The organism is Bradyrhizobium sp. SZCCHNRI2009, from assembly GCF_032485115.1.
In the GTDB taxonomy this organism is placed as follows: domain Bacteria; phylum Pseudomonadota; class Alphaproteobacteria; order Rhizobiales; family Xanthobacteraceae; genus Bradyrhizobium.
In genome coordinates this window covers 21,297-39,716 of the sequence record NZ_JAUEUH010000016.1, presented here as the reverse complement: position 1 = coordinate 39,716, position 18,420 = coordinate 21,297, and the positions used below count along the sequence as shown (strand labels likewise).

Sequence of the window (18,420 nt, the reverse complement as noted above, 5' to 3'; positions counted from 1 at the left end):
AGCCTCCGCCGGACGAGAAGGGAAGAGAGACTCGCTCGCAATCGGCCTATTCCCGGCCTTTGGGCAGGCCGCACCCACAATCGATACGACGCAAGGTTCTCCGCTCCCGGCCCGCCCTCGTCAGGCGCAGAATCGGCGGTCACCGTCGGCCATCTGAACCAGCATGCGCGGTGGAAGAAAGCGGTCGCCGTATTTCGTAGCGAGTTCGGAGGCACGTAGAGCGAACGCCTTCGGGCCAATCATGTCGATGTATTGAAGAGGTCCGCCGGTCCACCGTGGATAACCGATGCCTAGCACCGCACCGATGTTTGCGTCCCGGGAAGATTCGATGACGTTTTCCTCGAGGCAGCGCACGGCTTCGACGGCTTGGATAAAGAGAAAACGGTCGGACAACTCTTCGAGAGGAATTTGTGCCGAACGCGGCGGAAAGTGGTCACGCAAGCCGGGCCAGATTCGTTTCTTGCCACCGGCGGGATATTCATAGAAGCCGCCGCCACCGGCTCGACCGGGCCGCTTCAACCCGTTGACCATTCTGTCGACAACGGCCCAATGTGGATGGGCAGGCGCAGACTTACCCGCGGCCTGGAGGTCAGCGACGGTCTGGAGGCGAACACTCCAAGCCAGCGCAAGAGAGGTTTCATCCATGACGGCGAGAGGGCCGACGGGCATTCCGGCCCAGATCGCCGCGTTTTCGATTGCTGCAGGATCCACGCCCTCGGCCAGCATCGCGCCTGCCTCGCGTGTGAAGGTTCCGAACACGCGGCTCGTGAAGAAGCCGCGGCTGTCATTCACCACGATCGGCGTCTTGTTGATCTGCCGCACGAAGTCGTAGGCCCGGGCCAAGGTCTCCGCCGAGGTCGCTGCTCCCTTGATGATCTCGACGAGCGGCATCCGATCGACCGGCGAGAAGAAATGCAATCCGACGTAGTTCGCCGGTCTAGCCGAGGCTTGTGCGAGCCCCGTGATCGGAAGCGTCGACGTGTTGGACGCAAAAATTCCCCCGTGCGCCAAATATGGCTCGGCCTCCTGAGTGACGCTTCGCTTGAGGTCACGATCTTCTAACACCGCCTCGATGATCAATTCCGATCCTGCGAGATCGCTCGGGCTCCCGGTCGGCTTGATCAAGGCCAGCGCAGCGCTCATGCGATCCGCGGACAGTCGGCCTTTCTCGACCTGTCTCTCAAGTCCGCTCTGGATCTGCGATTTTGCCTTTTCCGCCTGCTCCCGGGTAACGTCCTTCAACACGACGGAGATGTCCCGTTGAGCGGCGACCTGGGCGATGCCACGGCCCATCAGTCCGGCACCCAACACTCCGATTCGCGCGAAACTGGCGTCGGGAATGCCTTCCGGCCGGCTCTTCCTGGCCTTGATTTCGTTCATCTGGAAGAAGGACGTCCGGATCATGTTCTTGGCAACGCTACCAACCGCGACGTTCGCGAGGTAACGGCTCTCGATCCGAGATGCCGTGTCAAAATCGAGGGCAGCCCCTTCGACCGCCGCAGACATCGCGGCTTCCAGGGCCGGGTAACGCAGGCGGTGCTTCTTCATCAGCAGCGTGGGCGCGGTTCGCAGCCAAGCCAGCGGCGCCGCGGCATTGGGCGTCGATCCTGGAATGCGAAAGCCTTTGCTATCCCACGGCTGGCTCGCCTCGGGATTGTCCAAGATCCAACTGCGCGCCTGCGCGAGCAACTCGTCTTTGTCCCGCGCGAGCCCATTCAGCAATTTCAGTTCAAGGGCGCGTTCCGCACCGAAGACTACGCCGTCGAGGACGAGCGGCATCGCAGCTTCGAGCCCCAGCATGCAGACCAGGCGCACGATACCTCCGGCACCCGGAATGAGCCCGAGAGTGGTCTCCGGAAGACCGAGTTGAAGGCCTCCGTCGTTGATGGCGAACCGCGCATGACAGGCGAGGCCGAGCTCGAAACCGCCGCCGAGCGCAGCACCATTGATGGCCGCGACCACGGGCTTTCCCAGCTTCTCCAGCCGACGCATCGTCGCCTTGGTGGCTTCGGCACGGGCAAAGAGCGCCGCGGCGTCATCGGCGGCGAGCAGCCCCTTGAGATCTCCGCCGGCAAAGAACGTCGGCTTGTTCGAGGTGAGGATGACCCCGATGATCATCTCGCGTTCCTGCTCGATCCGCTCAACCGTCCCGCGGTAAGCATCACGGAACGCCTGGGTCATGGTGTTCACGGCCTGACCTGGCATGTCCATGGTCAGCGTGACGATGCCCTGATCATCCCTGGCATAATCGATGGCGGTCATTCCGAATCCCCAATCAAACACGTTCAATGACAGTTGCGACGCCCATGCCGTCAGCTGCGCACAATGTGACAAGGCCCCGCTTCAGCTCGCGCCGCTCCAACTCGTCGAGCAACGTCCCAACCAGCACGCATCCGCTTGCGCCCAACGGATGCCCAAGCGCGATCGCGCCGCCGTTGACGTTGACTTTCGCCAGCGGCACCTTCGTTTCATCCAGGAAGCGCAACACTACGCTCGCAAACGCCTCGTTGACCTCGTAGAGATCAATGTCTTCGAAGCTCAACCCCGCCTTGCGGAGCGCCGCTTCCGCGACCGGTGCAGGCCCAGTGAGCATGATCGTCGGTTCGACGCCGAGCGCGGCCGTCGCGATGATCCGCGCGCGTTGCCTCAGGCCGAGTTCGCTCCCCTTTTCGGCGCTGCCGATCAGCATGAGCGCAGCGCCGTCGACGATGCCCGAGGAATTCCCGGCCGTATGAACGTGCCTGATCTCCTCGACCTGAGGATATTTCGACATTGCGATGGCGTCGAAACCGCCGAACTCGCCCATCTCGGCAAAGGACGGCATGAGCTTCGCCAGCCCCTCCACGGTCGCATCTGCCCTGATTGCCTCGTCCGCCGCAAGCAGGACGACGCCATTGATATCGCGCACCGGCACAAGAGATCCATCGAAGCGGCCTTCGGCGCGCGCTTGCGCCGCCAGTTGTTGCGAGCGCAGCGCGTAGGCATCGACATCCTCGCGCGTCCGACCATCGAGCGTGGCCAGCAAGTCCGCGCTCACACCCTGCGGAATCATCTTTAGCTCGAACGACAACCGCGGCTGATGATCACGCACACTCGGTGCTGCGCCGATGCCCATGCGCGACATCGATTCGACGCCACCGGCGACGATCAAGTCGTCCCACCCGGAACGGATCTTCTGCGCTGCCAGATTCACAGCATCGAGGCCCGAGCCGCAATAACGGTTGAGCTGAAGGCCCGGCCCCGTCCAGGACCATCCAGCGGCGAGCGCGGCGGTCTTGGCGATCACGCCACCCTGCTCGCCATACGGCTGCACGCAGCCGATCAGAACATCGTTGATCAGCGCGGTGTCGATTTCAGTCCGCCGCTCCAGCTCTTGCATCAGCCCGGCCAGGAGTTGAACCGGCCCCACTTCGTACAGCGCGCCGTCCCTCCTTCCCTTGCCTCGCGGCGTGCGGATCGCATCGAAGATAATCGCTTCACTCATTTCTGATTCCTGAAGTCGGTCTGAAAGATGATGTCGGAGCGCCCCCGCGGCAACGCACGGCACCTCGACCATCCGGCACGCGATGGCTTGATCACTGCACCGGGCAGCTCTTCATACGGTACGTGATCGGCAACCGCTTCGGGCCACTGACCAGATTGGCCTCAATCCACGCGGGCTCCCCCGCCAGTTCGATCGAGTCCACCCGAGCAACAATTTCCGTGAACAGCGCTTTCATCTCCATCCGCGCAAGGTTGAGGCCAAGGCACTGGTGCACGCCGTGCCCGAAAGCGATATGGCGGTTGGGCGTCCGATCGACACGGAACGCGAAAGGATCGACGAAAACCTCCTCGTCGCGATTGCCGGATGGAAAGCACATCATGAGCGAATCGCCGGCACGGATCTGCTTGCCCCGAAGCTGATAGTCCTGAGTCGCCGTGCGGAAGAAGTGCTTCACCGGCGAGGTCCAGCGCAACATCTCTTCGACTGCGGAATTCAGCAGCTCCGGCGACTCGCGCAACCGACGGAACTCCGCCGGATGCTCGATCAACGCATGCAATCCACCGGCCATCGCCGAACTTGTCGTATCATGGCCCGCGGTCGCAATGACCAGGTAGTACGAGAGGCTCTCGAAGACTCCGGCCGGATTGCCGCCGACCGACGCATTGGCGATTACCGAGGCGAGATCGTCCTTCGGGTTCCTGCGACGGTCCTCCGCGATAGCGCCGAAGTAAGCAAAAAACTCCTGAGCCGCGACTTGGCGGCTTTGGAAGTTGTTGCTTCCTCCCGACAAATCCTTGTCAGACGAAGCGAGCAGAGCTTGCGTGAACTTGAGCATCTTGGCGTCGTCTTCGCGCGGAACGCCGAGGATCGTCATGATGATCCGCAGCGGGTACCAAAGCGCGACGTCGTTGACGAAATCGCACCGGCCACCGCGCTCGTCCATCAAAGCGACAAACTCTCCGGCAAGATTCTTGATCTCCCCCTCGATCTTGCGCAGGTTCACCGGCATGAACCACGCCTGTGTGATGCCGCGGTAAGCACGATGGTCGGGCTCGTCCATGGTGATGAGCGTCCTGACTAATTTCGCGTTCCCCGCGCGGACTCGTCTTTCTTCCTCCTCGATCGGCACGAGGCTATTACGCGGATCGTTGATGAATTTGTCGTTCTGCCGCTCGATTTCGAGGATGTCGCTGTGCTTCGCGATGGTCCAGAATGGCCGATAGCCGGCAGGTTCTGTCCATCGCACGGGGTCGCTTCGCCGCAGTTCGGCGAAGATTTCGTCGTACTTGCGGGGCGTTCCGTATGTGACAGGGTCTACGACCTGGTCATCGATCCGTTCGACCATCGGTCTCCTCCAGATGTTTGATTATTTTCTGACACCCTAACATCGGCACGAAAATCAAGCCTGCCTCACAGCGCCAGGCACGTGACGCACGGTGCCAAGTTTATCTCGCAGCGGCCTGCCCGTCGGTGCGGGACGACGACCATTGCCTGGGCGATTGACCGTACCGTGCCCGAAACACCCGGCTGAAATGCGCGGGGTCGACGAAGCCGACGAGGTACGACACGTCGGTGATGCTCTGAGGTTCCTCCGCGCGATCTCGCAACAATCGCGCAGCTCGCGCGAGACGTAGCTCTTGGACCAACCCCATAGGCGTCTGATTGATCCGGCGGACGAGCCGGTACAGCGAGCGGCGGGACAGGCCGACAGATCGGCCGATGCCGTCGGGGCTGAGATCGGGATTACTCAACTGAACCTCAATGGCCTGTCTCACTTGGTCGATTTTCGCAGCGTTCGGGATGAAGGCGCTCCGTTTGGCAGCGCTCGCAGGCAGACTTGCTTCCACAGCATCCATAAACAGAACTTCCATCGAAGCCTGAACCCGCAAATTCGGCCATTCGGGAGACCCCAGGGCCTCGGAAATCATTGAGAGTGCAACCCGGCTCTCAGCCGACCTCGCGAGGCGGGTTCCGCCAAGCTGAGAGCGCGGCCAATGTTCGCAGTATCGATGACTAACGGTCACCCCGATCGTTCGACTGCCGTCCGGAATCAGAAATGAAGTCGGCACGGAAGCGTCAAAGATGGCCCATTCGCCGGCCCGGAGTTCCGTCGCACGATCAGACTGCTTCACGAATGCGCTTCCGAATCGCTGCAGCAAAATAAAGCAGCTTCCCGTCTCGGTCGGATCGATCGAAAATCCGTACGTGTCGTTGGCGCGGCCCAGTCCAGATGCGGCAACATAGTTGTCAACCAGCAGTGCATCGCCCAGTCGCTCAAGTCGTCCCCACACAGAGAACGAATGCGCCCGCCTCGTGTAGCAGCTTCCCGCGAAGTGCGGCTCGATAGCGGAGTGCCATTCGTCCGGCGACGTGAAGCGCCGGTGCATCGCGGAAATCGAATGGACGGGGCCGTAGGGCATTCTGCTCTCCAGGTCCCAATTATGAATGGTTGAACCTTTGCGTCAAGAGTGTTAGGTAGATGCCAATCAAAAGATCTGGCTGTCATCTGGATGGCCGGCAACAAGTCTGCTTGGCGGCAGGGAGGATCTGGTGGCTGGCGTGTTCCAGGGTCTGAAAGTCATTGACAGCGCCACCTTTGTCGCCGGCCCGGCGGCGGCCGTGATCCTCGCGGACTTCGGTGCGGACGTCGTCAAGATCGAGCCGGTCGGCGCCGGCGATCCGCAGCGGGTCCTCGGTCGTCTTCCTAACCTGCCAAAAGCCGACCATAACTACGCGTGGACAGTTGCCGCGCGCAACAAGCGTACGCTGGGGTTGGACCTCAAGACCGAGACTGGTCGAACCATCCTGGGGCAGCTCGTGCGTTCCGCCGATGTTTTCGTTACCAACCAGTCTCCGGCTTCACGCACTCGGCTCGGGATCAGCTATGAGCAGCTTTCGGAAATCAATCCGCGTCTCGTCTATGCGGCGCTCACCGGCTACGGGGAGACAGGCCCCGAAGCTGAAAGACCGGGCTTCGATGCCCATGCCTATTGGGCTCGATCGGGATTGGCCGATAGCGTACGCCCCGACCCCGAGAGCTCTCCTGCGGCACCCACTATGGGGATGGGCGATCAGCCGACAGCGGTCACCCTCTACGCCGGGATTGTCACGGCGCTCCTTTACCGGGAGCGCACGGGCCGGGGGAGCTGCGTCACGTCATCGCTGCTCGCCAACGGAGTCTGGTCGAATGCGGCATCGATCCAGGCGGTCCTGTGCGGTGGCGAGATCCAGTACCGCCTCCCCCGAAAGGCCACCCGGAACGCTTTGACGTGCTTCTATCGGTGCGCTGACGACCGCTGGTTCATGATCAGTCTGGTGCAGGAGGAACGCGATTGGCCGCGCTTCTGCCACGCAATCGGCCGCTCCGCCTTAATCGAGGACTCACGCTTTTCGGCGCTTGCAACACGGCGCGCCAATGCGGCCGAGCTTGTGGCACTTCTCGACGACCTGTTTGCGAGCCGCATCTCGTCCGATTGGCAACGCATCTTTCAGGCGGCTGACCTGACCGCGGCGATCGTGGCCAAGGCCGGAGATCTGGTCGGCGACGACCAGATGTATCATGCCGGTGCGCTTGTCAGAGCCGAGTGGATGCCGGGGCATGGCGCAATCGTGGACAGCCCGTTCCGAATAAGCGGTATCACGAAGAGGCCCCCAAACCCCGCACCGGAATTGGGCCAGCACAGTGGGGAAATCCTGGAGGAGCTTGGATATTCCGACGAGGACATTGCTCGCCTGAAAGTATCTGGCGTTGTCGGCTGATTGACGGCCGAAGTCCCGGCCCACTGTTCCAAATCGGTCGTAACCGAGCTGAGTTATGTCGATGGGAGGATCAACCATGCCACGAAGATACCTGCCCTATTTCGCCGCCGTTGGGTTGGCGGCGAGCCTCGCGGCTCTACCGGCCAATGCAACCGAAAAGAAGTACGATCCGGGCGCCACAGACCAAGAGATCAAAATCGGAAATCTCGCTCCCTATAGCGGGCCCGCATCAGCCTACGGCATCATCGGTCGCGTCGCTGCAGCGTTTTTCCGCAAGGTCAACGATGAAGGCGGCATCAACGGGCGGAAGATCACTTTCGTCAGCTACGATGACGCGTTCAGTCCGCCGAAGGCCGTGGAGCAGGCGAGAAAGCTGGTCGAGAGCGACGAGGTGCTCATGATCTACCAGTCGGTTGGAACGCCCTCGAACGCGGCGATCCAGAAATTCTTGAATGCCCGGAAGGTGCCGCAGCTCTTTGTCGCAAGCAATGCCACCCGCTGGGGCGATCCGGACCATTTTCCATGGACCATGGGCTGGCAGCCAAATTTCCAGAGCGAAGGGCGCGCCTACGCAAAATACATCCTGCAGAACTATCCGAACGCGAAGATTGCCATGCTCTGGCAGAATGACGACGGAGGGCGCGACGAGGCGAAGGGTTTGCGCGATGGGCTGGGAGAAAGGGCCTCGATGATCGTCGCCGAATCGTCATTTGAATTGTCGGAACCGACGATCGACGCTCACATCGCGCGGCTGAGAAACTCCGGCGCGGACATCTTCGTGTCCTGGACCACGCCGAAAGCAAGCGCTCAGGCCATCCGCAAGCTTGCAGAACTCGAGTGGAGGCCGGTCGTCTTCCTCGCAGGCGTCTCCACCTCCGTGGCGAGTGTGCTCCGTCCTGCAGGTCTGGAGAACGCCAAGGGGATCATCTCGAATGCCTATTTAAAGGACCCCAGCGATCCCGCCTGGAGCAACGACGCGGCCACGAGAGGTTGGAATGCGTTCATGGACAGGTATCTTCCAGATGGGGACAAGGCAGACCGCGTCACCGTCTATGGCTACGCCGTTGCGCACACGCTGCTCGAAGTCCTCAAGCGATGCGGCGACAACCCCACGCGCGACAACATCATGCGGCAGGCCGCGAACTTAAGGGACCTGGACGTTCCGATGCTCTTGCCCGGCATCAAGATCAATACGTCTGCTAAGGATTATTTTCCAGTCGAACAGATGCAACTCATTCGCTTCGACGGTCAGAGGTGGCAGCCTCTCGGAGAGCTGATCGACGGCGAAGTCGGAAGCGCCGGGACCAACTGAGGTGAGCTCGGTCCTGTGCTTTCCCAACGCAAATGCGAGAAGCAGATCCCATGCCTCGGCTCACGCCATCGTCGCGCGTGCGTCTGCGAGCCCTGGGAATCGGTTTCGTCGATGGCCTCAAGGTGCAGGACCTCTATCTCATGAAGCGTCGGAGAGGGGGTGACCGAGTATGCCCCGGGGGCATGCAGGTCATGGGAATTTATCGCTCGGGCGCACTCGCCGAGTACGTCGCCGTTCCAGCGGAAGCAGCACTAATCCTGCTGGATGGCACTTCCGCCGAGGCAGGGCCTCATTTTGCGCAGATATCTCACGGCCCATTCTGCGCTGACAGAGGGCGCAAGCTACAAGCTGGCGACCAGATGCTCGTCCCGCGCCCAGCCGGAGGCGTCGGAACCGCCGCGATACATTTGCGGATGATATTCGCAGGCCCGTCATTGCGGCGCCTCGACCGAAAAGAAACGAAAATCTTGCGTTCGATCAATTATACGCACTCCAATTCCGTAAGAGGCTATCATGAAAGCAGTCGTCGTCGAGAACTACGAAGCCATCGACAATGTCGCTCTAAAGGATGTGGCTCAACCGGACATAACGCCTGGGATGGTTCGTGTCCGGATACAGGCTGCAAGCGTTGGCTTTGTGGACGGCTTGAAGGTCCGGGGCCTATATCAGACCAGGGATCCCCTGCCCTTCACACCGGGCACAGAGTTTGCCGGCACAGTCGATGCAGTCGCCCCGGACGTGGAAGGCTTTGCACCAGGGACGCCGGTTATCGGTATGGCCAGATCGGGTGGGCTTGCTGAGTATATTTGCCTCCCAGCTTCAGCGCTTTTCGTCAGGCCGGAAGACGTGGCACCGGAAGTTGGCGCTTCGTTTTTTGCGAATTATCTTACAGCGCTCTATTCGCTGAAGGTGCGGGGAACGCTTCGTCAGGGCGAAACGCTGCTGGTGCTTGGCGCAGCCGGCGGGGTTGGCATCGCCGCGGTACAAGTCGCAAAGCTACTGGGCGCCTCGGTCATAGCAGCCGCATCGACTGAGGCGAAACGGCAGTTTGCGACGGCGTACGGCGCCGACGCAGTGGTGAACTACACCGTCGACGGCTGGCGTGACGAGATAAAGACTCTCACCAGTGGCCGCGGCGTCGACGTGATCTTTGACCCGGTGGGCGGTGACCTGAGTCTGCAGGCATTCCGTTCGATCGCCTGGAATGGGCGTCATCTTGTCGTCGGGTTTGCGGCCGGCAGCATTCCCGCGCTGCCGTTCAATTTACCACTTCTGAAAGGAGGCGCATTGCTGGGCGTCGACCTCGCTCAGATCGGCCGCCGCGAACCGGACGTGCGCGACCAACTGATTGCCCAGCTATTCGCCTGGTTGAGCGAAAAGACACTCCTTCCGGTCGTAGGGAAGATCTTCGCCTTTCGGGATTTCCGCGATGCCTTCAAGGCAATGACCACGCGTTCCGCACTGGGAAAGATGGTTGTTCGGATCGATTGACGATCGCCTTCGACGCTTTGCATGAGGACAACCTATGAAAGTTTCCGACGCCCTAAACTCACGAATGTCGGTCCGCGCGTTTCTGGATAAGCCGGTCCAGGGAGAGATCGTGAAGGATATCCTGCTGGCGGCCGGTCGTTCGCCTTCGGGCGGCAACCTTCAGCCCTGGCATGTCTGGGCGCTGGCTGGTCAAGAGCTCGAACGGTTCAGGTCGCTCGTCGCCGAGCGGATGAAGATCAACCCAATGGGCGAAAAAGCAGAATACAACATCTATCCACCCGAGCTGAAGGAGCCGTACAGGACCCGACGCTTCAAGAACGGCGAAGATCTTTATCGCACAATTGAAATTCCACGCGAGGACAAGGCCGCGCGCCTGAAGCAGCTCGCGAAGAATTTTGGATTTTTCGGCGCTCCGGTCGGCTTGTTCTTTGCCATCGATCGCGAGATGGAGCCGGGACAGTGGGCTGATCTTGGCATGTACTTGCAATCCGTCATGTTGCTGGCCTTCGAAAAGGGATTGGCCACTTGCCCGCAGGAAGCGTGGGCAATCTGGCACAGGACGATAGCCGAATTCATCGCTTTGCCGCCTCATCTCATGATCTTTTGCGGCATGGCTCTCGGCTACGCGGATGCTGAGCATCCCATCAACAGCCTTCGCACGGAGCGCGCCGACTTATCGGAATTTGCGACGCTTCGAGGCTTCTGACTTGCGGGGCACGATGAAATCATCGACACGACCACCTTCATGTTGGGTCTGAAGGGGCTTCGCTATCATGGCGGCACCATCCCTTCGCGAATGACCCTTGGAGCAAGGTGCTCCAAGGGTCCTGTCGTGTGCAGCGCTGGCGCTTAGACTCCAATGACAGAGCTCGGCGCAAGCGCAGGATAGCTCTTCCAAGAGCAACTTAAGGCGACATGACTCTCACGAACCGAACCGGCCTGCCCTCGAAGATCGCATCGCGGTTGCGCCTGCCTTTGGTGGCCGCTCCGATGCTCCGGGTATCGGGCGTCAACCTCGTCACGGCGGTTTGCCGGTCGGGGGCGATCGGCGCCTTTCCCACTGCCAACGCTGGATCGGTCGAAGAACTCGATCACTGGCTGAGAGCGATCGAGCATGGCGTTGCAGACTTGGGTCATCAGGCTGCACCACACTGCCCCAATTTGATCGTGCGGCAGCCGCGCTTCCAGGAAGACCTTGCTTGTCTCGTCCGCCACAAGGTGGAGATCGTCATCACCAGCGTCGGGTCTCCTGCAGCGGCCGTTGGACCGCTGCAGGATGTAGGCTGTCTCGTATTCGCCGATATCGCGTCTCTGAATCACGCAGAGAAAGCAATCAAGGCCGGGGCGGATGGGCTGATCCTGTTGAGTGCCGGGGCGGGCGGCCAGACCGGCTGGGCAAATCCATTTTCCTTCGTCCGAGCCGTCCGAGCAATCTTCGACGGACCGATCGTTCTTGCGGGCGGCGATGGCGTCGCGTTGGCTGCTGCGCAGCTGCTCGGTTGCGACCTTGCTTATATGGGAACGCGCTTCATCGCCACGCGGGAAAAGCATGGCGAGTGACGCCTATCGTCAAATGCTCATCGACAGCACCATGGATGACGTGATCTTGACGAAGGCCTTCACCGGACTCGAGGCGAGCATGCTGCGTCCTTCGATCGTCGACGCCGGTCTCGATCCCGCTCATTTGGATGAGTCCGTTTCGCAAGAGCGTGCCAAGGAGGTGTTTGGGACCAAGTCGGGCGGCCCGCGTCGTTGGGCCGAGGTCTGGAGCGCAGGCCACTCCGTGTCCGGCGTGCGCTCCGTGATGGGAGCGGCGGAATTGATCGACGAGATCGCCAGAGAATATGTAGCGTCGGTCAATTCGGATCTAGTCCGAAGCAGCAAGCAACTGCGAACGTGACGAACTGGTCCGCCGCGCGACAGTCAACGCATGATCAGCAGGCGAACCGTGTCGCAGGAAATCGTAGTTTGGCGCACGACGTCGTGCAAATGGCGGAGAGGGAGTCCGCGAGACGGCGCAAAATATCTCTTTTATTCAACTGGTTGGGAGATTCACGGACCAGCGGTTCCACAAAATTACCCTCACCCACTTAGTGGATTGGAATGGAAAAAGACGGACAAACGCGGCCAAGTCTCACAAGGCGCGAACTGTTACCAAATCTTTCTCATACCTCCAGGCTCCGACGGGTTCACGTCGAGCAGTGCTTGGAGCGAGCTCACGAGTTCCAACCGCCGACGTCCTACGGTTGTAGTAATGAGATCCCCTGTCCCAATCAACTCGTAAAGCTTCGTGCGTCCCAAGCCAGTGATCTCGCATGCTTCGTTAATCGTGCAGGTGAGCCGTAGAACGAACGGAATCGACCTCGGTTCTCCAAATGGCTTGGATGAAGCAATCGACACCCCTTCGCCTCTGTCTCCTGACCTTGCCCCCAAGTTTTATCCAGATCTGAGTTCGTTCGGGCGGTTGGATGTGCCCATCCGGGCGGTCGTAGCGGCGGGAGCTGGCGCGACCTCATATTTCTTGACGATTTACGCCTTCGCCATTGCTTATCGCCTCGTTGAGGCTCTTCAGCATAGCGCGTTTGAACAGCACCTGGATGGGCTATGAACAGCGCTCTATTTCAGCACCATCACAATAGCGACAGTTGGCTATGGCGATATCGTGCCGAAGACCGCCGCGGCGCGGTCGCTTGTGATGGGCCATTGGGCTCCTTTTTTTAATGCTACTGGGCTCGTCGGCCGAAGATCCACCGAAGTTAAGCGCCGCCTTCAGTATTCGACCACCGATTGACCACCGCTACACCGTGAACGAACGTGGAAGCTCGTGAGCCGACGCCACGAAAAACGTCAATGTTTTTCAAGACCTTCGAGCAAGCAGGCCCGCTCATAACGGCCTGGTTTCAGGTTCTCGCTGATTGCTGATCAGGGCTAGCGATTCTGGCCGCAAGATCGGCAAGATCGAGAACAATCTCCCCCCGCGGCCGACTATGCGTTGTTTCAGATCGGCAGTTGGGTGACGGGACGGCGCGGAGATCGACCGCTCGATGAAACGATTCCGAGATTTCGCGGCGTGGCCTTGTCCGTGGCGGAAAGTCACGGCCGACGACGATGCGACGTCCTCCGCCGCCCGACTATAATCCGCTGTCTTTCACAGACTGCATGACGACAAATGTCGACGTATTCGACACATGCGGAAGGCTCGAAATCTTTTCGCCCAATACCTGCCGATACCTTTTGATATCAGCGGTTCGAACCTTCAGCAGGTAGTCAAATGAACCTGCGATCATGTGGCACTCTTCCACCTCCTTGATCTTCATGACCGCCGAGTTGAACTCGGTCAACGCCTTCTCCCGTGTGTCCGAAAGCCGGACTTCCGCGAAAGCAACGTGCTCCAGTCCGAGCCGTCGTGGATCCAGCACGGCCCTGAAACCAACGATGTAGCCGTCGTCCATCAGGCGCTTCAATCGCACCTGACACGGCGTTTTGGATAGGCCGACCTGCTTGGCCAGGTCGGTTACCGACATCCGGCCATCTTCGGCCAAGGCCTGCAGAATTCGCCCATCGAACTGGTCTATTTCACTATTTTCCTGCGTTTTCGCCATGCGATTGGACCGACTTGCTCCAGATGAAAGGTCGATAATACCATATTTCGGCAGAAACAAAGTCTGAAAGCCGGAGCCGCCAATGCTATTTCTAACTCGGTTCGATCAAGCGTCAGATGAAGGCTGAGGTGATGTCCAACTCCACCATGACTGTTCTTCCGCAAAGCGACTCCGAGGCGGACCGGCATGCAGTCTTCTCCAACTTCGCTCCGCCGATCCATCCGCAGCGCGCATTGCGTCAAGCGATCACGGCGGCCTACCGGCGTCCGGAAACGGAGTGCCTGCCCCCACTCGTGGCGGCCGCAACACTCCCGGCGAGACTCCAGTCGGCGGCGACGGAGACCGCACGACGTCTCATTGAAAAGCTGCGCGCCAAGCAAACACGTTCCGGAGTCGAGGCGCTCGTTCAGGAGTACGCGTTGTCGAGCCAGGAAGGTGTGGCTCTGATGTGCCTTGCCGAGGCGCTGCTTCGCATCCCCGATACGCCGACGCGCGATGCACTGATCCGCGACAAGATCGCCACCGGTGACTGGACGTCGCACCTTGGCGGCGGACGGTCGCTGTTCATCAATGCCGCGACATGGGGACTCGTCGTCACCGGCAAATTGAGTTCGACCGTCAGCGACGGCAGTCTGGCTTCCGCACTGGCTCGCCTGATCGCGCGCTGCGGCGAGCCGGTCATACGTCGCGGCCTCGACATGGCGATGCGCATGATGGGAGAACAATTCGTCCGAGGCCAGACGATCGAGGAGGCGCTCCGCCATTCGAGCTCTCTAGAGCAACAAGGCTTTCGCTACTCGTATGACATGCTCGGCGAAGCGGCAATGACCGCCGCCGACGCCGAACGCTACTACAAGGACTACGAACACGCGATTTTCGCGATCGGACAAGCGTCCGCAGGACGCGGCGTCTATCAGGGCCCGGGCATCTCGATCAAGCTGTCCGCACTGCATCCACGCTACTCCCGGGCGCAGTCCACGCGCGTCATGGATGAACTCCTACCCAGGGTGAAGGCGCTGGCACTCCTGGCCAAGCGATTCGACATCGGCCTCAATATCGACGCCGAGGAGGCAGAACGGCTCGAATTGTCGCTCGATCTTCTCGAACAGCTCTGCCTGGATACGGACCTCTCAGGCTGGCATGGAATGGGGTTTGTCGTACAAGCCTACGGCAAGCGCTGCCCATTCGTACTCGACTACATCGTCGATCTTGCGCGCCGCGCCGGCCGCCGCATCATGGTCCGCCTCGTCAAGGGCGCCTATTGGGACGCTGAGATCAAGCGCGCCCAGGTTGATGGGCTGAACGGGTTTCCCGTCTACACGCGCAAGGTCTACACGGACGTCTCCTACATTGCTTGCGCCAGAAAATTGCTCGCAGCACCCGACGCGATCTTCCCCCAGTTTGCGACCCACAATGCCCAGACCCTCGCCACGATCTACTATATGGCCGGTCAGAATTTTCAGCCCCGGCAATACGAGTTCCAGTGTCTGCACGGCATGGGCGAACCGCTCTATGAAGAGGTCGTCGGTGACGCCAAGCTCAACCGCCCTGTGCGGATCTACGCACCGGTTGGCACGCATGAGACCCTTCTCGCATACCTCGTTCGGCGCCTGCTCGAAAACGGGGCGAACTCCTCCTTCGTCAACCGCATCGTAGACCCGAACATATCGGTCGACGACCTCGTGAGCGATCCCGTGGAAGCCGTCAAGGCGATGGCGACGATGGGCGCACAGCACAGCAAGATCAAACTGCCGGCCGAGCTGTTTGGAAGCAGTCGAACGAATTCGGCAGCCCTTGATCTGACCGATGAAGCCATCCTCGCGTCGCTCACACGCGCGTTGAAGGCGAGCACCGGCATCGAATGGAAGGCGACACCTCGACTCACGACCAACGAGGCGAGCGCTCCAGCACGTCCGATCTGCAATCCCGGAGATCGCCGCGACATCGTCGGCTGGGTGACTGACGCATCGGACGACGATATGCTGCGGGCGACTGAGCAGGCTTCCGCTGCAGCCGCGAGTTGGGCGTCCGTACCACCGCCGGAGCGCGCCGAATGCCTCACCCGGGCTGCCGATTTCATGCAAGATCGGATGCCCACCCTTCTCGGCCTGATTTCGCGTGAAGCCGGCAAGTCGTTGCCGAATGCGATCTCCGAGGTGCGCGAGGCGATCGATTTCCTGCGCTATTATGCAGCGGAAGCACGCCGCACCCTCGGCCCGGCTCAAAAGCCGCTTGGTCCGGTCGTTTGCATCAGCCCGTGGAATTTCCCGCTGGCGATTTTCATCGGACAGATCTCAGCCGCACTGGTCGCCGGCAATCCGGTGTTGGCAAAACCTGCCGAAGAAACCCCGCTGATCGCGGCCCAAGGCGTTCGCATCCTGCATGAAGCGGGTATTCCGGCCGACGTCCTGCAACTGGTGCCGGGTGATGGCCGCGTCGGCGCCCTTCTGGTCGCCTCGCCGGCGATCTCGGCCGTGATGTTCACTGGATCGACCGAGGTCGCGCGTCTGATCCAGTCGGAGCTTGCAAACCGACTTTCGATGGAAGGTCGGCCGATCCCATTGATCGCAGAGACCGGCGGGCAGAATGCGATGATTGTCGACTCTTCGGCGCTTGCAGAACAGGTCGTCGGTGACGTGATTGCATCGGCCTTCGATAGCGCTGGCCAACGCTGTTCGGCTCTTCGGGTCCTTTGTCTCCAGGAAGATGTTGCGGATCGCATTCTGAACATGCTGAAAGGCGCAACGCGTGAGCTGACCATGGGGCGCACAGACCGCCTGTCGGTCGATGTCGGTCCGGTCATCACGTCGGAAGCAAAGAAGACGATCGAGGAGCACATTGAGACGATGCGCGGCTTGGGTTGCGCGGTCGAACGGATCGGCCAGAGCGCGGACACCACCAATGGCACGTTCGTATCTCCAACGATTATTGAACTCGATAGGCTCTCTGATCTGACACGGGAAGTCTTCGGACCTGTTCTTCACGTTCTGAGATACCGCCGTGAAGATCTCGATGCCCTGATCGACGACATCAATGCAACGGGCTATGGCCTCACCTTTGGCCTGCATACACGTCTGGACGCAACGATCGCGCACGTCACACATCGCGTCAAAGCAGGAAACATCTACGTGAACCGCAATGTGATTGGCGCTGTCGTCGGTGTCCAGCCATTTGGCGGCCGCGGACTGTCCGGTACGGGCCCCAAGGCCGGCGGCCCGCAATATCTGGGGCGACTTGTCACGCCCTCCCCGATCGCGCTGCAGCCCAGCTCCAACAACACCAACACGGCGCTTCTCGATTGGGCGAAGTGGCTTGAGGACAAGGGGGCGAACGCGGCCGCCGACGCGGCTCGTTATTTCGGTCAAGTCTCCGCGCTCTGGCATGAGGTCGAGCTCCCCGGGCCCGTCGGTGAACGCAACGTCTACGCGTTGCATCCGAGAGGCCTCATCCTTTTGGCACCCGAAACGGTGACCGGCCTCTATCATCAGCTTGGCGCAGTCATCGCCACCGGCAATCACGCGATAATCGACGCTGCATCGGGATTGCAGAGCTCGCTGGCGGGGCTACCGCCACACTTGGCCGGCCGCGTGTCCTGGTCGACCGACTGGGACGCTCACGGTCTCTTCGGGGGCGCCCTGGTCGAGGGCGGGGTCGAGCGCGTCCAGTCCGTCTGCAAGCGGATCGCCGCCATCCCGGGACCACTCGTGCCGGTTCAGGCAGCTTCAGCAAACGAAATTGCCCGAAATCAGAATGCTTACAATATCCAATGGCTGCTGGAGGAGGTGTCGACGTCGATCAACATGGCCGCGGCCGGCGGCAATGCGAGCCTGATGACGATCGGATAGGACGTCGAGCGCACGCGCTTCCCGCGCGTGCACTTCGAGATGCGATCGCAGCAGACGTACGTCCTGGCCAAGCAGCCTGAAGATCGACGCCGCTACACAGCCTTGTACTTGCGGGCGAGCGCAGCGCTTCCGACGATGGTCATCATCAGCGTGACGGCGAGCAGGATGAAGGCGAGAGCGGCGCCGAAAGGCCAGTTGCTGACACGGTTGAACTGATCGTAGACCGCCGGGGCCATCATCTGGAACTGTGGCCCTCCCAGCAGGACGGGGGTGGCATAGGCGTTCATGCTCAGGATGAACACCATGACCCCACCTGCAATGACGCCGGGCATCGCCAGCGGCAGGACCACGCGCCGAAACACGGTGAACGGCCGCGCCCCGAGATTGGCTGCGACCTCCTCTGTCTGGCGCGGAATGCCCTCGATCACCGCGGAGAGGGTCAGAACCATGTAGGGCAGGACGATGCCGATGATGCCGATGACCACGGCACCGGGGGTATAGAGCAGTTTCAGGGGAGCCGTGCCGAGGCCTGCGCCCTGCAGCGTGGCATTGATCAACCCGTCATTTCCCAGCAGGGCAATCCAGCCTGCCGAACGAACCACGTTGCCGACCAGCAGCGGGAACATCGTGAGGATGGTCACGAGGCTCATGAGCTTGCTATCCATCCGCGACAGCCAGTAGGCCGCAGGAAACGCGAGGATCACCGTGACCAGGGTGCAGAGGACGGCGACGCCCAACGTCATCAGCAGGACGCGCTGATAGTAGGGGTCGGCCACCGCGCGCAGATAGTTCTCACCGGTCAGGGCCTCGATCATCAGCGAGGCCGCGTCAAAATGGTTCAGAGAGATGCGGGCCATCATGACCATCGGCGCGACAAGGAGCACACAGACGAGAAGACCGGCAGGCAGGATGAAGATCGCCATATCG

12 protein-coding genes and 2 pseudogenes are annotated in these 18,420 nt (G+C 60.8%); 7 read left to right on the top strand and 7 right to left on the bottom strand.

Translation table 11 applies throughout. The features are described 5' to 3' along the window. Nucleotides 1–120: 120 nt before the first annotated feature. The 4 genes from QX041_RS33845 to QX041_RS33830 form a co-directional block, all read right to left on the bottom strand. Entirely contained in the window at nt 121–2,262 is a 2,142-nt protein-coding gene (locus QX041_RS33845; protein ID WP_315754100.1) for a 3-hydroxyacyl-CoA dehydrogenase NAD-binding domain-containing protein, read from the bottom strand. Nucleotides 2,263–2,275: 13 nt separating this feature from the next. Next, nucleotides 2,276–3,484: an acetyl-CoA C-acetyltransferase gene (locus tag QX041_RS33840; RefSeq protein ID WP_315754098.1), complete on the bottom strand. Its 1,209-nt coding sequence runs from the start codon at nt 3,482–3,484 to the stop codon at nt 2,276–2,278. Nucleotides 3,485–3,575: 91 nt separating this feature from the next. After that, on the bottom strand, nt 3,576–4,829 hold the full coding sequence (locus QX041_RS33835; protein ID WP_315754096.1) for a cytochrome P450: 1,254 nt from the start codon (nt 4,827–4,829) through the stop codon (nt 3,576–3,578). A gap of 100 nt (nt 4,830–4,929) precedes the next feature. Further along, a complete protein-coding gene (locus QX041_RS33830; RefSeq protein WP_315828351.1) occupies nt 4,930–5,904 on the bottom strand; it encodes a helix-turn-helix domain-containing protein in 975 nt (324 codons plus the stop codon). A gap of 130 nt (nt 5,905–6,034) precedes the next feature. Between QX041_RS33830 and QX041_RS33825 the strand changes: the two genes are divergently transcribed. The 5 genes and pseudogenes from QX041_RS33825 (at nt 6,035) to QX041_RS33805 (ending at nt 11,946) form a co-directional block, all read left to right on the top strand. Further along, nucleotides 6,035–7,243, top strand: coding sequence for a CaiB/BaiF CoA-transferase family protein (locus QX041_RS33825; protein ID WP_315754092.1), 1,209 nt, complete (start codon nt 6,035–6,037; stop codon nt 7,241–7,243). Nucleotides 7,244–7,319: 76 nt separating this feature from the next. After that, a complete protein-coding gene (locus QX041_RS33820; RefSeq protein WP_315754090.1) occupies nt 7,320–8,555 on the top strand; it encodes an ABC transporter substrate-binding protein in 1,236 nt (411 codons plus the stop codon). Nucleotides 8,556–9,068: 513 nt separating this feature from the next. After that, a complete protein-coding gene (locus QX041_RS33815) occupies nt 9,069–10,046 on the top strand; it encodes an NADPH:quinone oxidoreductase family protein (protein WP_315754088.1) in 978 nt (325 codons plus the stop codon). Nucleotides 10,047–10,080: 34 nt separating this feature from the next. Then, complete coding sequence (locus tag QX041_RS33810; protein WP_315754086.1) at nt 10,081–10,752, top strand: nitroreductase; 672 nt, start codon at nt 10,081–10,083, stop codon at nt 10,750–10,752. 209 nt (nt 10,753–10,961) lie between these two features. Next, a pseudogene (locus QX041_RS33805) lies at nt 10,962–11,946 on the top strand (NAD(P)H-dependent flavin oxidoreductase). A 251-nt stretch (nt 11,947–12,197) separates the two neighbouring features. On the opposite strand, the gene QX041_RS34460 reads toward QX041_RS33805, so the two are convergent. Then, nucleotides 12,198–12,446, bottom strand: a complete 249-nt coding sequence (locus tag QX041_RS34460; protein WP_409998687.1) for a helix-turn-helix domain-containing protein — start codon at nt 12,444–12,446, stop codon at nt 12,198–12,200. A 223-nt stretch (nt 12,447–12,669) separates the two neighbouring features. On the opposite strand from QX041_RS34460, the pseudogene QX041_RS34455 reads away from it, so the two are divergent. Then, nucleotides 12,670–12,837: pseudogene (locus QX041_RS34455) on the top strand (ion channel); the annotation flags it as partial. A gap of 340 nt (nt 12,838–13,177) precedes the next feature. Here the strand turns inward: QX041_RS34455 and QX041_RS33800 are convergent. Further along, the gene (locus QX041_RS33800; RefSeq protein WP_315754084.1) at nt 13,178–13,648 is read right to left on the bottom strand and encodes an Lrp/AsnC family transcriptional regulator; all 471 of its coding nucleotides are present in this window, start codon (nt 13,646–13,648) and stop codon (nt 13,178–13,180) included. Nucleotides 13,649–13,794: 146 nt separating this feature from the next. On the opposite strand from QX041_RS33800, the gene putA reads away from it, so the two are divergent. After that, complete coding sequence (putA, locus tag QX041_RS33795; protein WP_316168100.1) at nt 13,795–17,493, top strand: trifunctional transcriptional regulator/proline dehydrogenase/L-glutamate gamma-semialdehyde dehydrogenase; 3,699 nt, start codon at nt 13,795–13,797, stop codon at nt 17,491–17,493. 92 nt (nt 17,494–17,585) lie between these two features. Here putA and QX041_RS33790 read toward each other — a convergent pair whose 3' ends face one another. Beyond that, the gene (locus QX041_RS33790; protein WP_316168094.1) at nt 17,586–18,416 is read right to left on the bottom strand and encodes an ABC transporter permease; all 831 of its coding nucleotides are present in this window, start codon (nt 18,414–18,416) and stop codon (nt 17,586–17,588) included. Between the last annotated feature and the right edge of the window lie 4 nt (nt 18,417–18,420).

Coding starts and splice junctions, on each gene's coding strand:
- QX041_RS33845 (WP_315754100.1), bottom strand. CDS start 2,262: ATGACCGCCATCGATTATGCCAGGGATGATCAGGGCATCGTCACGCTG.
- QX041_RS33840 (WP_315754098.1), bottom strand. CDS start 3,484: ATGAGTGAAGCGATTATCTTCGATGCGATCCGCACGCCGCGAGGCAAG.
- QX041_RS33835 (WP_315754096.1), bottom strand. CDS start 4,829: ATGGTCGAACGGATCGATGACCAGGTCGTAGACCCTGTCACATACGGA.
- QX041_RS33830 (WP_315828351.1), bottom strand. CDS start 5,904: ATGCCCTACGGCCCCGTCCATTCGATTTCCGCGATGCACCGGCGCTTC.
- QX041_RS33820 (WP_315754090.1), top strand. CDS start 7,320: ATGCCACGAAGATACCTGCCCTATTTCGCCGCCGTTGGGTTGGCGGCG.
- QX041_RS33815 (WP_315754088.1), top strand. CDS start 9,069: ATGAAAGCAGTCGTCGTCGAGAACTACGAAGCCATCGACAATGTCGCT.
- QX041_RS33810 (WP_315754086.1), top strand. CDS start 10,081: ATGAAAGTTTCCGACGCCCTAAACTCACGAATGTCGGTCCGCGCGTTT.
- QX041_RS33800 (WP_315754084.1), bottom strand. CDS start 13,648: ATGGCGAAAACGCAGGAAAATAGTGAAATAGACCAGTTCGATGGGCGA.
- putA (WP_316168100.1), top strand. CDS start 13,795: ATGACTGTTCTTCCGCAAAGCGACTCCGAGGCGGACCGGCATGCAGTC.
- QX041_RS33790 (WP_316168094.1), bottom strand. CDS start 18,416: ATGGCGATCTTCATCCTGCCTGCCGGTCTTCTCGTCTGTGTGCTCCTT.